Here is a 12,835-nt window from a genome sequence, read left to right on the forward strand (position 1 = left end):
ACCTGCCCAACTTGGCCGGGTCGCTGAACAACCTGTCGGTGCGGTTGGGTGAGCTGGGTCGGTGGGAGGAGGGCCTGGCCGCGAGCGAGGAGGCCCTCGCCGTCTACCGGCGGCTGGCCGAGGACCGGCCCGAGGCGTTCCTACCCGGCCTAGCCGGGTCGCTGAACAACCTGTCGGTGCGGTTGGGCAAGCTGGATCGATGGGAGGAGAGCCTGGCCGCGGTCGAGGAGGCCGTCGCGATTCGACGTCGGATGGCCGAGGCTCTGCCCGAGGCATTCCTGCCCGACCTGGCCATGTCGCTGACCAACCTGGCAATAGTTCTTGCCGCGCTCGGACGCACTGACGAAGCCAACGCAGTCCAAAAAGAGCTGGCAGCACGCGGGCGACGACGTCGGTGACCAGCGCCCAGGTGTCGTCGTTCATCGCCGCCGGTGTCTCCTTCGCAGTCGGATGCCGTGCTGGGGCTGATTGTCCCGGCCGGACCGGCAGGTGCTGGCCGTGCCGGGTCCGGTCAGCTGGATGCGTCGGGCCGGCGTAGGTGGAGGTTCTCGTCGAGGATCTCGCGGAGCAGGGTCATCCCGGGAGCGGTATGCGCGGGGGTCACCGGGATGGTGACGATGTACCGCGGGTCGCCGTCGAGACCGAAGGTGCAGGTGCCGTCGGGGTTGTGGCTGTAGGGCGTCATGCCGTAGGCGACGCCTTCTTCGGTGTCGTAGACCATCCAATAGTTCACGGTCTGTTCGTCGTGGTCGTCGCGCAGCGGCCCGCTGTGCGGGGGGCGGAACCGGATGGAGTCCTCGTCGACGGCGGGCCGAACCTCGGCGACCTGGTGGCCCCCAGGCCGGCGAGTCCCGTCCCGGCGCTCGACGTCACGCCGGCTGTGGTGGACGGCCTTGGCGGTGAGGGCGACCTCGACTCACCAACCGCGGTGAAGGGGCGAGCACCCGCCAGCACCACGCAGGTCGCCAGCACGAACAGGACCGGCAGCCGATGCCGCCTCCCACGGCAATTCCGCGGGTCCGTGACCTGCTCGAACACCACCAGCAGACCCGCGGGAGACACCGACGGCGACCGACCACCGGCGACTGCGGAGGCCAGCTGATCCAGAACAGGGGCAGACGAAGATAACGGCGCGGCGGGCACGGCACCTCGGACGATCAGGACGGCGCAGGAACCTCCATGATCAACCGAGGGTCACGCCCGTCCCGTTCCAGGGCCCGATCCCGCACATGCCCTCACGACCCAACCACCACCGGAAACCCCCAGCACGGCCCACGAGCCGCTACTCAGCAAACATAAAAGCCCAGCTCAACGCAGGTAGCCGAGTTCTGGAACCCCACAGGCACCGACCCGCCCGCGTGCCGCGCGCTCCCAGGAGCCTGCGATGCCCATAGACCGGGACTGTCTCGATGCGATGTTCGACACCTGGTTGCGATTGCCGGCGAAACGGTCCTCGGAAAGGCGGGTGACCGACCCTGTGACCTACGGGCGGTTACGTGCTCAATGGCCCTTGACAAAGGGTCCAGCGCACCATTCGGCGCGAATCTGGCACCTCGCCTCGAAACTGGCATTGCGGATATGGAATCCTGTGGCGGACGAGGCACTCTGGCCTGACAGCGGGCCACCCCCCGGCGGGGCAGACGGGAAGGGTATTCGTGGCGACAAGGCTCGTAACGCCCCCTGCCGTTGCCTGGGTGTGTCGTGCCGGCCGGGTCGTCGGCGTCTGTGTCGCCGGTGTGGCCCACCGATCGCCACGGCCGGGGCCTGTGCCCACCGCGGTTGTCGCGCCGCCGCACGCGCTCGACCGTGTCCTGACTGCCTCGCCACCGCAGCTGTCAGTCGCGGGGCCTGTCACGGGACACCCGCGGCCGGCCGCTGGACCCCTCAACTTGCCCCTGGAGGAGAGCTCATGCAGCCGTTTCATCCTCGACGTCCCAGACTGGTCGCCGGTGCGTGCGCCGTCGTGCTGGCCTTGGGTCTGGGTGCATGCTCCGATTCCGGGGGCGGGTCGGGGGACGCGCCCCCGACCGGCGCCGCTGGGGGGGTCGCGTCCCGGTACACGACGCCACTGAAGGGTGTCTGCCCGGACCGAGTCGTCGTCCAGGCGGGTTGGTGGCCCGAGGTCGACGACGGGTACCTGTACCAGCTCCTTGGGGCGGACCCGACCATCGACACGGGCAGGAACCGGGTCGTCGGCCAGCTCGGTGGCACGGGTGTCGAGCTGGAGATCCGGGCCGGCGGCCCGGCCGTGGGCTTCCAGCCAGTCTCCTCGCAAATGGCCCAGGACGACGACATTCTGGCCGGCGTGCTGGGCCTGGACGAGGCGGTACAACAATCCGGCAACCAGCCGACGGTCGCGGTCTTCGCCTCCTACGAGAAGTCCCCGCTGGCGTTCATCTGGGGTGACCCGGCGTGGAAGTTCACCAGCGTCGCCGACATCGGCCGGGCGGACGTCACCGTGCTGGGCAGCGCGGGGGCCGCCTACCTGGACGTCTTTAAGCGGCAGGGGCAGCTGAGCTCCTCTCGGATCGACACCTCCTACCAGGGCGACCCTGCTCGTTTCGTCGCCGCGGACGGGAAGATCGTGCAGCAGGCATTCATCACCAACGAGCCCTACCGGCTCGAACATGACGTGAAGGCGTGGGGCAAGCCGGTCGAGTACCTCCTCCTCGGCGACGAGTACCCGGTGTACCTGCCCATGCTCACTGTCCGAGCGGACAAGCTGGCGGCCAACCGTGACTGCCTTGGCAAGCTCGTACCCCTGTTCCAGCAGGCACAGCGTGACTACGTCACCGACCCCGGCCCCACCAACCAGGTCCTGCTGCGCACGGTCGAGACGCTGAACACGAGCGGGTTCGCGTTGTCTGAGGGCCTGCTCGCGGACGGCAGCGCCAAGCAGAAGAGCCTCGGACTGATCGCCAACGGAACAGACGGGGTACTCGGCAGCTTCGACACCGCCCGGGTGCAGAAGCTGATCGGGCAGCTGGTACCGGTCTTCGAGGCCCAGGGCACCAAGCCGAAACCGGGGCTGGCGCCATCGGACCTGATGACCAACGAGTTCCTCGACACGTCGGTCTCCCTGAGCTGACACAGGACCGGGTAAGAAGGCCGGGGCGCGACCACAGTCGGTCGCGCCTTCCGGTTCCGGTGCACACGGGTGCACACGACGGTGGACACACAGCGTCGACGTCGCGTCATGCGAGCTGTCCGAAGGGCTCGCCGCTCCCCCGCACCCCGCCGAAAACATATGATCTTGCAATGTGATGGCTAGGACAAGCCACTATGACAACGCTGGCCACTGCCTGCGAGGAGCGACCCGGTGAACGACGGCCCGCCACCCACGCTGGACATCACCAAGCCGCACTCGGCGCGGGTCTGGAACTATTTTCTTGGCGGCAAGGATTACTACCCCGCCGACCGCGAGTTCGCTGAGCAGGTCTACGAGTCCTACCCGGAGATCATTGAGGTGGCCCGCGCGGCCCGAGCCTTCCTCGGCCGCGCTGTCCGGTATCTGGCCGGCGAGGCGGGCATCCGCCAGTTTCTGGACATCGGTACCGGGCTGCCAACCGCTGACAACACGCACGAGGTCGCCCAGCGGACCGCCCCGGAGTCCCGCATCGTCTACGTCGACAATGATCCTCTCGTGCTGGTGCACGCCCGCGCGCTACTGGCCAGTGCCGCCGAGGGCGCCACCGCCTATATCGAAGCCGACGTACACGACCCCGACAAGATTCTCACGGGCGCCGCCAACGTCCTGGACTTCAGCAAGCCGATCGCGGTCATGCTACTGGGAGTCATGGGGAACGTCGCTGACCTCGACGAGGCATACCGCATTGTGGCCAGCCTGCGGGACGCGTTGCCCTCTGGCAGCTACATCGCCGTACAGGACGGTACCCACATCGTTATGAGCGAGGAAGCAAGAACCACGCAGGCCCTCAGCAACGACATCGGATATGGCTACCAGCTCCGCACCCCCGAGCAGATCGCCGGATTCCTCGACGGACTCGAGCTCGTCGAACCCGGCGTGGTCTCAAGTCCGCTGTGGCGGCCCGACCCCAACCCCGCCCGCCCGCCCGCCAAGGTGGACGAATACTGCGGCATCGGGCGCAAACGCTGACGCGCGCCAGGAACGCAACACGGCCGTCCTCACGCCGACAGCTCGCAGGCATTCCTGACGCGGTCCCCCAACGACATTGGTCGCCACCTGCCGCGTGCGGTCCCGCCTGGCCTCGGCCTCGACGCATCCGTACCGCTGGCGCCGGCCCATCCTGGCCACCACCTCCGGCCAGGCCAGTCCTATCCGGGCACAGCGCCGCGGGACAGGGTGGTCGGCGGCACGTGCCGCTCGGGCCGACAGGTATGGGTCTACAAGGTGGCAGCGATCGTGCGCAACACATCGGCCGTCTTGTCTGGAGTACTGCTGCTGACGGCCAGCTGGTCCATGACCAACATGTACTCATGCACCTCCTCGTGTTTGTCCAGGTAAACTGCGCCGGTCAGCCGTTCGAGGTACACGATGTCGGCCAGGTCGGGGGCAGGGAAACGCAGGATGCTGAACGCCCCGCCGTCGGCCGCGTGGCTGCCGACGTTGAACGGCAGTACCTGCACAGTGAGCCGCGGCTGGTCTATCAGTTCGGCGAGGTGGTTGATTTGCGCCTGCGCGATCCTTCGCCCGCCAATCGGCCGTCGCAGCACGGCCTCGTCGATCACCATCCACAGCCGCGGGGCGTCCGGCCGGGCGAGCAGCTTTTGTCGGTTCATCCGGACATCGACACGCGCGTCGATGACGTCTTTGCGCACTCCCGGCCTGCCCGACACGACCGCACGGGCGTAGCCCTCGGTCTGTAGCAGCCCCGGAATGAACTGGAGTTCGTAGCCCCGGATCAGCGAGGCCGACTCCTCCAAGTCGATGTACGACTGGAACCAGTGAGGAATGACATCCGAGTAGGGCTGCCACCAGCCCCGCTGGTTGGCCTCGCGGGCCAGCGCCAGCACCTGCTCCCGTTCAGCCGTTTCGGTCAACCCATAAAGCGTGAGGAGATCCTCGACGTCCCGATACTTGAAGCCGACCCGACCCAGCTCAAGGCGGATGATCTTCGACTCGGAAGCGCGGATGTGATAGCCAGCGTCCTCGCGGCTAATCCCCACGCCTTCCCGGAGGCGCCGTAGCTGGGAACCGAGCAGAATACGACGCACGGTCGGCCCACTGCCCATCGGAACAGCCACCTGGTTTCCTCGATCCCGCTCGTCTGGCAGGAGATCAGGGTGATCGAGCGCTATCGCTCCTCTGTCACCACCAGCACCACTGGAAAATTTGGATGATCACAGCATAGCCGGCTCCGACCACCAAAGGCCCAGCCGGGTCGCGCACACCTACCGGGCCGACGGCGAGAACGCGGGCAGACAGCCACACAGGGACATCACCGCACCGAGTGAGTACTTCTCGTAGAGAAGCGCTGCGGAGCGTAAACATGAGAGTGGTGGTGGGGACCGCGCCCGAAGGCCCCATCCCTGGACGACCGTCCCGCGTCCGCAGGGCCGAACAGGCTTTCTGTCCGTACAGGAACCCCGCTCACGTCCGGATCCGCGGACACGGAGGCCGATCAGGCCACGGTCTGTCCGCTGAGCCAGGGGGCGATGCAGGCGTCCAGAAGGTCGAGGTTGGGCCCAACCCGCTAAGGGACCTCCGGGTCATCCCCGGTCTGCTGGCTCGCGACATCCCCCGTTACCAACCCCCACACCATGGAGCGAGCGACCCCGATGGCCGCGACGATGTCGCTACTCCATCCCGACACACCCAGGCCGCTGGAACGTGCGCTACTTGCGGGCGACTCCGCAGTAGCAACTGACGGGGGCGGGGTGTGTGCCGGGCTCCGGCCGCCACAGCGGGGTCGACACCACGCGCGGTTCGATGAGCTCCAGGCCGTCGAAGAACCGGGTGATCTGCTCAGGGGTGCGCGGGTAGTACGGGTCGCCGGCTTCCTGGCGGCGGCGGGTCGCCTCCTCCGCCGCCGCAGCGGCCTCGTCGGTGCGGGTCGTGCCGTCGTTGACGACCAGGTAGCTAGCCGCCGGCAGGGCGTCGATCAGCCGCTTGACGATGCTACGGGCCTCGCCGGTGTCGGCGATGTTGCCCAGAACACCGAGCATCATCAGCGCGACCGGCCTGGTGACGTCCAACGTGCGGGCCGCCGCGGTGAGGATCGCCTCGGGGTCGCGGACGTCGGCGTCCACGTAGGCGGTCGCCCCTTCGGGCGTGCTGGTCAGCAGGGCCCGGGCGTGGGCAAGGACCAGCGGATCAGAGTCGACGTAGACGATCCGCGCATCCGGCGCGATACGCTGAGCGACCTCGTGCGTGTTGTCGGCGGTCGGCAGACCGGTGCCGATATCGAGGAACTGGCGGATACCCGCCTCGCCGACCAGGAACCGCACCACCCGACCGAGGAAGGCCCTCGACTCTCGGGCAATGTCGATGATCTCGGGATAGATCTCGCGGATCTGTTCCCCGACCTCCCGGTCGACCGGGTAGTGGTCCTTCCCGCCCAGCCAGTAGTTCCACACCCGCGCCGAGTGCGGAGCGGAGGCATCGATCAAAGCCGGCGGGCTGCCCTCGGGGCCGGGCACAGCGTTCGTTGTCATGGCTGTCTCCCTCGGCAGGTCCTTCGTCATCACCCTAGGCGACCCACAAGGAACCGTTCACAACGGATTGCCCCGATCCGGCAACGGCAGGTATCGGCCATCGCTGGGCGTGAGCCGCCAGCCGGTCGGCGCCCTCAGGTAGCCCAGGCATGCGACCCGCGCGCACGGCCTACCGGACACCGAGCCGGCTGACCCGACCCTGGCTCGCACGATCCCCACCGACGACACCGCCGAGGCCGCGCGTGAGGCGGGCCGCCGCCGCAACGAGGCCGGTGACCCGTACTACGCACGCACCCCCGAGCAGCTGGCCCGGTTCCTCGACGGCCTGGAACTCGTCGAACCCGGCGTCGTCTCCACCTCACTGTGGCGACCCGACCCCGGCACCAACCCCACCCCCGTCGACAGCCACTGCGGCGTCGCCCGCAAGTAGCACTCGCGGTGCGGACGTTCGGCAGGAGCTGAACTTGCCTTCAGGCACGGTCGTTTCATCTGAAGCTGTGAGCGCGAAGAAGCCGAACAAGCGGCCTCGTCCCGTGCTGGTGAAGTCCGCCCAGTTGCAGCAGGACTGGGCAGGGCCTGCGGGTCGCCGGATCCGGCTGGCCCGCCCGGACGAAGCGGAGAGCGCCGCCGGCCTGATCCGCATGGCCGACACCGACGGCGAGCTACCGAGGTGCTCCAACTCGTGCGGTCCGAGTTCAACGCCGCCCTGGTGCTACGCGGCCTGGACGAGGGGCCCAGGGCGATCCTCGACCAGATCGTGGCTCCGGCAGCGAGTTCTCGGCTACGAAGCCAAGTGCTCGAACAGGCCGACCGACGTCTCGCGCAGGTGAATGACCGGCGAGTGCGCGGCGGGCGCGCCGTACACGCGGGCGTTCACCAGCATGTGCCCATCAAACCGGTAGATCGAGTTGTACAGAGCGGTCGTGTGCAGCCGAAGGTCAACGCCGGGGACGTCGCGCAAGCCAAGATCTTGGCCCATCGTCTGGTTTCAGCCGAGCTCGCCGTCAGGCGAAGCAGCACGACGCGGCATCCTCGCGCAGCGGCGTGCCCCGCCGGGCAAGGACCGGGCGCTGGGAGGGCCCGCGATCGGCCGCGACGGCCCTGAGCAGGACGGATGACATTTCGGCAGGCACACCGTCGTCTTCGCCGTGTCGCTGCGAGTCAGCAGGACGAGCCAGCAGGACCACCTGAACCATGGCCAGATACGTCAGCCGCACCATCATGAGCAACGATCATGCATGGGGGTATCTGACGGCGAAGTCGCAGGTCAACCACCGAAAACCGAGTTCTGGCACGGTAAACCGCGATCCCCCCGGCCACCGAGACCACCATTCAACATCAACATCACAGGCCACCTGGGGAATTACCTGCTCACAGGCCCCAGGGAGCAGCCGTCCCCCCGGGCGGGCACGGGTGGAAGGGCGAACGGCCCGGGCGACGGGGTCGCGCCGGGCCGTTCAGGTGGGACGGGGCGCCGCTGGTCGGGGCAGCGGCGGACCTTTGGCCAGCCGCGGGCCTCCCTTGGGCAGCCGCGGGCCTCGCGGTCCGCTGGCGCGGCGTCGTCGGGGTGGCGCGGGCCGGGCCGCGCACCGGCCGGGCCGGAGCCGCCCTCCGGCCCGGCCGGGCGCCGACACCGGATCGCTACATCAGCAGACCGTAGCAAGCGCGCTACGTTCGGTCCTGTACGCGGTGCCGTTTCCGCTACTCCAGCCGAACGTGGCCTCGGCGTAGACCTGCCTTCCGATCCTCGAGCAGTTCACCAGGGCGCTGTGGGCGGAGTCGGTGAGGCTCCACCAGCCGTCCGTGTCGGCGACCGGGCCATACGCGTTCCCGGACTGGGTCACCACCCGGATGTTCCTGACCAGCACCTTGTAGTCGGTCACCTCTGTCGTGTCGGTGACCGTGGCGTACGCCCGCACCCGCCGCTCCGCCGTGTCGAAGTTGATCCACAGGCAGCGCTCCACCTTGACACCCACGCACTTCTTGCCGAGGTTCGGCACGACCGCGGCCGCGGCGGAGTCGGCGGCGGCGATCGCGAGCCCGGAAACCAGGGTGAGCGTCGCTAGGAGCAGGCCGATCGTGCGCCGCCAGGGACGGCTCACCGCCGGGCGGGTGCGCGGCTGGGGTACCGCCAGGTCCATGGTTGACATCTACGTCTCCCTTCACAGGTCGGCCACATAGGCAGGGCGGCCACGCGCCGCGCCCGAAAGCCGCATGGATCCGGTACTCCATGGGTTCGGCATCGCGGCCGGTGCGGGCTCGTCGCCCCTGTCAGCGGCCTGGTCACTCGCGGCCGGGAAACCGGCCCGGGAGCAGTGAACGGCCGGTGGGCTCGACACGGTGAGGACCCCTCCCCGCCCGTCAGGGCAGACCGGACCCGACAATTCCCCGAGCTGGCGCATTCCCAGGCCGGCGTCGTGGTCCTCGTCCACGGCCAGACCGGCTCGGTCCGTCGACAGATACTGTCCGGCGGCGCGGAACGGTCGACCGTGCGGCGATGCGCCGGCTGTCGCGCGGGTCGGCACGGGATACCGCGAGGCGGGATGTCTCCAGACCGCCATCAAAGCGCCAGGCAATACCGGGAGGCTGGGCCATGCACCATCCGACCAACGCGCAGGTGAGCTTCGGAAACCGGTCGTGGGCGCTGCGCGAGGGTCGGCTCCTGGCCTACGGACGCGCCCCGGACCGGCACATTCACATTCCCGACCCCCGGGTCTCCGCCCACGCCGGGCTGCTGTTCATGCAGTCGGGCTGGGTGTGGGTGCGCCACGACTCGACCTCGCACGGCCTCGTGATCCTCGAGCCAGGAACAGCGCCGCGGGTCGTGCCGAAACGCCCCACGGGCCAAGCAGCGTTCACCCAGCCCCTGTTGACCGCGGTCTGCGAGCTCGAACTGATGGGGCGGGCTGGCGGCCTCCGGCTGCGGGTACGGCAGCGCCGCCCGACGGACGGACGCGGGGCGGCCGAGGCAGCCCCCCTCCCCGCCGAGCCCACCGAACAGTTGCGGAGCGAACTCGCCGAGGACGACCTCCGCCTGCTGGCCGCGCTGTGCGAGGGCCTGGTACGCAGCGGGGGCGTGGGCGAGCCGGTCAGCACCCGTGAGGTCGCCGACCGGCTCGGCCTGAGCCGCAAGGCCGCGGAGAACCGGCTGGCGCGGCTGCGGACCAAGCTCAGCTCACTGGGTGTCGACGGGCTGCAGAGCACCAGCCTGGCGATCCCGGATGACGAGCAGCCCGCGGACTCGCCGGCCAGCGGGCCGGCCGCGAACTACGTCGCGCATCTTGGCAGGCTCGCCTACGCGAACGGATGGGTCCTCGACGAGGACCTCCATCTGCTCAGCTGAAGCGGGCCGCTTCAGCAGGTCCGATAGACCGCCGGGGACATCCCCTCGCCGGCCGTGAACGTGTAGGTGACGCCGGTTTCACGGAACCGTACGGTCTGGCCGACCGCCGTGCTCTTGACGGCGCCGCTGTCGGCCTGCGTCTCGAGGTACCGCCCGCACTCGTCCTCACCCGACGACGCCCACGTGTCACCCCAGCTCCTGGTCACGCCGTCGTCGCCGCGCCCGAGGACGGCGAGGGTTGTTCCCCCACAGTCGCCGCTGTAGAAGCGGACCTTGGCGAAAGCGACGCTGCTCAGGTTTCCGTAGAAGACCGTAAACACACAGTTGCCATCGATGAGCTGTGGCGTGATGAGACCGGCTGGCCAGGCGTAGGTCACCGCGCCGGCGGACGAGGATGGGGGGACCGGCGGCGGGGCGACAGTCGCGCCTTCGCCACCGGCCGGTGGGCTGGATCCGCCGGTGGTGGGCTCCGCCGACGTCGGCGCGCCGCTCGAGGGCGTCCCCGGGGAGCCGGCCGCCGAGGACGTGACCTTGACGTCCTCGCCGGTCGGCCCCGGCAGAGAGCCTGTTCCGGGTTCCAGGCTGCTGCCGTCAGCCACGCCCTGGCCCCCCGTAGGGTCCGGCCAGAGGAGCCAGGCGGCACCCCCGGCGACGCCCAGCAGGGCCAGAGCGGCGCCCGCGGCGACGACGGCCTGTACCGCCCCTCGACGGCGTGGTCGCGTGGTGGGCAGCGTCGGCGACGGTGGGTCGGGCAGTGTCGGCGGATCCGTCGGGCTGGCTGCCCCCGACAGTGCCGACTCGCCCGACGCGAGCCGCGCGCCGAGCGCGGTGAGCCGGTCGGTGACCTCGCTCGCGCGCGGGCGTCGCGCCGGGTCGGTCGCGCTCATGTGGGCCAGCAGCACCTCAAGATCGGCGAGGACCTCGGTGGGGCTCGTCCCGAGCGCCTCGGTGTCGGTCACGTCCGGATCGAGGACCCGTTCCGGGGCAGCCAGGCCGTCACCGCCGAGGAGCCGCCGCAGGTCGCGCAGAGTCTCGGCCAGCGCGAAGACGTCGCCGGCGGCGGTGGGAACGGCGCCCTCGCGCAGCACCTCCGGCGGCTGGTAGCGAGGCGTCCCCGGCGCTCGGTAGCCGGGCCGCGGCACGAGGCCGACGCTGGCCAGCCGGGCCAGGCCGAAGTCGCACACCCGCGCGGTTCCGAGGTGGTCTAGCAGGATGTTGCCCGGCTTCACGTCTCCGTGCACCCAGCCCAGCCGATGCGCGAACGCGAGCGCCTGGGCGACCTGCCCGCCCAGCTCCAACAGCGTGGCCACCGCCGCGCGCGGCTCCCAGTCATGGGCGCGGGCCAGGTCGGCGGCCCAGACAAGGGACGACCCGCCGGCGCAGTAGTCCATTTCCAGCCAGGCCCACGCGCCGTCCAGATGCAGGTCGTGGACGCCGACCACGCCTGGATGGTGGGAGAGCGCGACGAGCGCCGCCACCTCCGCGCGCAGTGCCCGCTCGTGCAGGACCGCGCCCGGTCCGAATGGAAACGCCTTGAGGGCGACGACCTTCCCGATGGACGTCTTCGTCGCGCGGTAGACGCTCCCCTGCGCCCCTCGGCCGACCAGCGTGACGTCCGTGAAACCGGCCAGCTCCGAAACCGGAGGGCCTGGCTCCCCCTTTTCGGTCGGCGCGGTCACGGTACCGCGCTACCGCGCGGCCCGACGGGCCGGCGCCGGCCGTGTCGCAAAGGCCGTACCACCAGGTGCCGTGCTATCAGGCGCGGTACCACCAAATGCGGTACCACCAAATGCGGTGCCATCGATCCCACCTACGACGTGGACAACCAGGCTGGCAGCTGTTCATTGTAGCCAACAGATGACATAGCGCGCGCACCTCGAACGGCAGGCCCTCGGTCCACTCGGTCCGGCTGCGCGGCGATACCCCCCACGGGTTCCCGTTGTTCTCCAGCGGCAGGGACCGCATCTCACCGTCACGGGCCGAGGGCGCGGAAGGTGGCGGGTTCTCGCGCGGTGCCACCCACGCGGCCTGCAGGTTGGCTCGGCGAGCGAGCCGCGGACGGTCGTGCCGGCGCAGATGGCCAGGAGCCGGTCCATCGGCCAGGTGGCGCCGATGGCCCGGCGTGGCAGGCAGACCGCCAGGTGACACGCTTCAACCGGCCCCGACAAGGGCGGCACCCAACGGCTGTGGAACCTCGCCACCGCGATCCCCGCGGACCGGCGGTACTCCCGGATCTACGAAGGACGCAAGGAACTCATCGACCACATCCTGATCAGCCACGCCCTCCTGGCAGACCTCGGGACGGTCACCACCCTCGTCGACCGGCCCCTGCCCACCGTCGGCGCCGACCCCACCCCACGCCGAAAGGCCCGCGACTCCGACCACGCCCCCGTCCTCGCCCAACTCACCCTCTAACCGCTGCTCCCGCATGTCTGGAGTGATCCCGGTTCTGTAGACAGTGGACGTACTTATCACTGACTACCAGGGAGATCCGGGGATGGGATCGATGCGGAGGAAGTTCACCCAGGAGTACAAGGATGAGGCAGTGGCTCTCGTCCTTGGTTCGGACCGTACGATCGCCGAGGTGGCGAAGAGCCTCGGGATCAACGAGACGAGCTTGGGGAGTTGGGTGAAGAAGGCGAAGGACACCGGCGAGGTTGGGGAGAAGCCGCTGTCGGTGTCGGAGCGCGCCGAGCTCGAGGAGCTGCGGAAGAAGAACGCACAGCTGCAGATGGACAACGCTTTCCTAAAAAAAGTGGCGAGCTTCTTCGCGAGCGACCAGAAGTAAGGTTCGAGTTCATCTCGGCCCACGCACCGAAGAAGCCTGCTCCCGCCGACGGGATGAACACCTTCCCC

At 69.3% G+C, this 12,835-nt stretch carries 14 protein-coding genes; 6 read left to right on the plus strand and 8 right to left on the minus strand.

Going from position 1 to position 12,835, the window contains the following annotated elements:
* Positions 1-398, plus strand: a 398-nt coding sequence (locus BCD48_RS13635) for a tetratricopeptide repeat protein (RefSeq protein ID WP_131803981.1), incomplete at its 5' end; no start/stop codon positions are given.
* Between the two features lie 113 nt (positions 399-511).
* Here BCD48_RS13635 and BCD48_RS13640 read toward each other — a convergent pair.
* Positions 512-733 (minus strand): hypothetical protein, encoded by a 222-nt coding sequence (locus BCD48_RS13640; RefSeq protein ID WP_083418589.1) that lies wholly within the window; start codon positions 731-733, stop codon positions 512-514.
* The gene (locus BCD48_RS54865; protein WP_349308015.1) at positions 730-1,143 is read right to left on the minus strand and encodes a transposase family protein; all 414 of its coding nucleotides are present in this window, start codon (positions 1,141-1,143) and stop codon (positions 730-732) included. The genes BCD48_RS13640 and BCD48_RS54865 overlap by 4 nt, the downstream gene beginning before the upstream one ends.
* A 766-nt stretch (positions 1,144-1,909) precedes the next feature.
* On the opposite strand from BCD48_RS54865, the gene BCD48_RS13650 reads away from it, so the two are divergent.
* Positions 1,910-3,088, plus strand: a complete 1,179-nt coding sequence (locus BCD48_RS13650; RefSeq protein WP_071048740.1) for a substrate-binding domain-containing protein — start codon at positions 1,910-1,912, stop codon at positions 3,086-3,088.
* 231 nt (positions 3,089-3,319) lie between these two features.
* Positions 3,320-4,117: an SAM-dependent methyltransferase gene (locus BCD48_RS13655; protein ID WP_071048741.1), complete on the plus strand. Its 798-nt coding sequence runs from the start codon at positions 3,320-3,322 to the stop codon at positions 4,115-4,117.
* A 248-nt stretch (positions 4,118-4,365) separates the two neighbouring features.
* On the opposite strand, the gene BCD48_RS13660 is transcribed toward BCD48_RS13655, so the two are convergent.
* Positions 4,366-5,226, minus strand: a complete 861-nt coding sequence (locus tag BCD48_RS13660; protein WP_241841706.1) for a Sco1979 family transcriptional regulator — start codon at positions 5,224-5,226, stop codon at positions 4,366-4,368.
* A 591-nt stretch (positions 5,227-5,817) separates the two neighbouring features.
* Positions 5,818-6,636 (minus strand): SAM-dependent methyltransferase, encoded by an 819-nt coding sequence (locus tag BCD48_RS13665; protein ID WP_071048743.1) that lies wholly within the window; start codon positions 6,634-6,636, stop codon positions 5,818-5,820.
* A gap of 199 nt (positions 6,637-6,835) precedes the next feature.
* On the opposite strand from BCD48_RS13665, the gene BCD48_RS46180 reads away from it, so the two are divergent.
* Positions 6,836-7,066, plus strand: a complete 231-nt coding sequence (locus BCD48_RS46180; protein ID WP_083418590.1) for an SAM-dependent methyltransferase — start codon at positions 6,836-6,838, stop codon at positions 7,064-7,066.
* Positions 7,067-7,417: 351 nt separating this feature from the next.
* Here the strand turns inward: BCD48_RS46180 and BCD48_RS13670 are convergent, their stop codons facing one another.
* The 3 genes from BCD48_RS13670 to BCD48_RS13680 form a co-directional block, all read right to left on the minus strand.
* Positions 7,418-7,597, minus strand: coding sequence for a hypothetical protein (locus tag BCD48_RS13670; RefSeq protein ID WP_071048744.1), 180 nt, complete (start codon positions 7,595-7,597; stop codon positions 7,418-7,420).
* Positions 7,598-7,640: 43 nt separating this feature from the next.
* The gene (locus BCD48_RS13675) at positions 7,641-7,859 is read right to left on the minus strand and encodes a hypothetical protein (RefSeq protein ID WP_071048745.1); all 219 of its coding nucleotides are present in this window, start codon (positions 7,857-7,859) and stop codon (positions 7,641-7,643) included.
* Between the two features lie 423 nt (positions 7,860-8,282).
* Complete coding sequence (locus BCD48_RS13680; protein WP_131803983.1) at positions 8,283-8,786, minus strand: hypothetical protein; 504 nt, start codon at positions 8,784-8,786, stop codon at positions 8,283-8,285.
* Between the two features lie 443 nt (positions 8,787-9,229).
* Here BCD48_RS13680 and BCD48_RS13690 point away from each other — a divergent pair, with 443 nt between their 5' ends.
* Positions 9,230-9,979, plus strand: a complete 750-nt coding sequence (locus tag BCD48_RS13690; protein WP_071048748.1) for an FHA domain-containing protein — start codon at positions 9,230-9,232, stop codon at positions 9,977-9,979.
* A gap of 11 nt (positions 9,980-9,990) precedes the next feature.
* Here the strand turns inward: BCD48_RS13690 and BCD48_RS13695 are convergent, their stop codons facing one another.
* Positions 9,991-11,658 (minus strand): serine/threonine-protein kinase, encoded by a 1,668-nt coding sequence (locus BCD48_RS13695; protein ID WP_071048749.1) that lies wholly within the window; start codon positions 11,656-11,658, stop codon positions 9,991-9,993.
* Between the two features lie 779 nt (positions 11,659-12,437).
* On the opposite strand from BCD48_RS13695, the gene BCD48_RS13705 reads away from it, so the two are divergent.
* Positions 12,438-12,767, plus strand: coding sequence for a transposase (locus tag BCD48_RS13705; protein ID WP_241841707.1), 330 nt, complete (start codon positions 12,438-12,440; stop codon positions 12,765-12,767).
* The last annotated feature ends 68 nt before the right edge of the window (positions 12,768-12,835 follow it).

Origin of the sequence: Pseudofrankia coriaricola, assembly GCF_001854805.1 — a bacterium.
In the GTDB taxonomy this organism is placed as follows: Bacteria; Actinomycetota; Actinomycetes; order Frankiales; family Frankiaceae; genus Pseudofrankia.